Below are 395 nucleotides of genomic sequence, written 5' to 3' on the forward strand. Positions count from 1 at the left end.
GACGCGATGCTCGACAATGTGGCGCTGAAGGACCTCTTGGGAAAGAAGTGGTGACGCCCGCGGCCGCGCGCAAAGCCGTCGCTCATCTCGTGGCGCATCACGGGATGAGCGAACGGCGGGCGTGTAAAGCCACCGGCTTCTGCCGCATGACGATGAGATACGAGGCGAAGCGGGACGACGACGGCGCCCTGCGCGAGCGCATGAAGGCCCTCGCCCATGAGCGGCGGTGCTTCGGCTCTCGGCGCCTGTACGTGCTGCTGCGGCGAGAGGGCTTCGTGGTCAACCACAAGCGCCTGTTCCGTCTCGACCGAGAGGAGCGCCTCAAGGTGCGACTGCGGGGCGGCCGCATGCGGGCCATCGGGACGCGGGCGCCCATGACGATCCCGATGCGGCCC

1 pseudogene is annotated in these 395 nt (G+C 68.6%); it reads left to right on the top strand.

The features are described from left to right. A pseudogene (locus V5F61_RS21205) lies at positions 1 to 395 on the top strand (IS3 family transposase); the annotation flags it as partial.

Source organism: Xanthobacter sediminis, from assembly GCF_043195015.1.
In the GTDB taxonomy this organism is placed as follows: Bacteria; Pseudomonadota; Alphaproteobacteria; order Rhizobiales; family Xanthobacteraceae; genus Xanthobacter.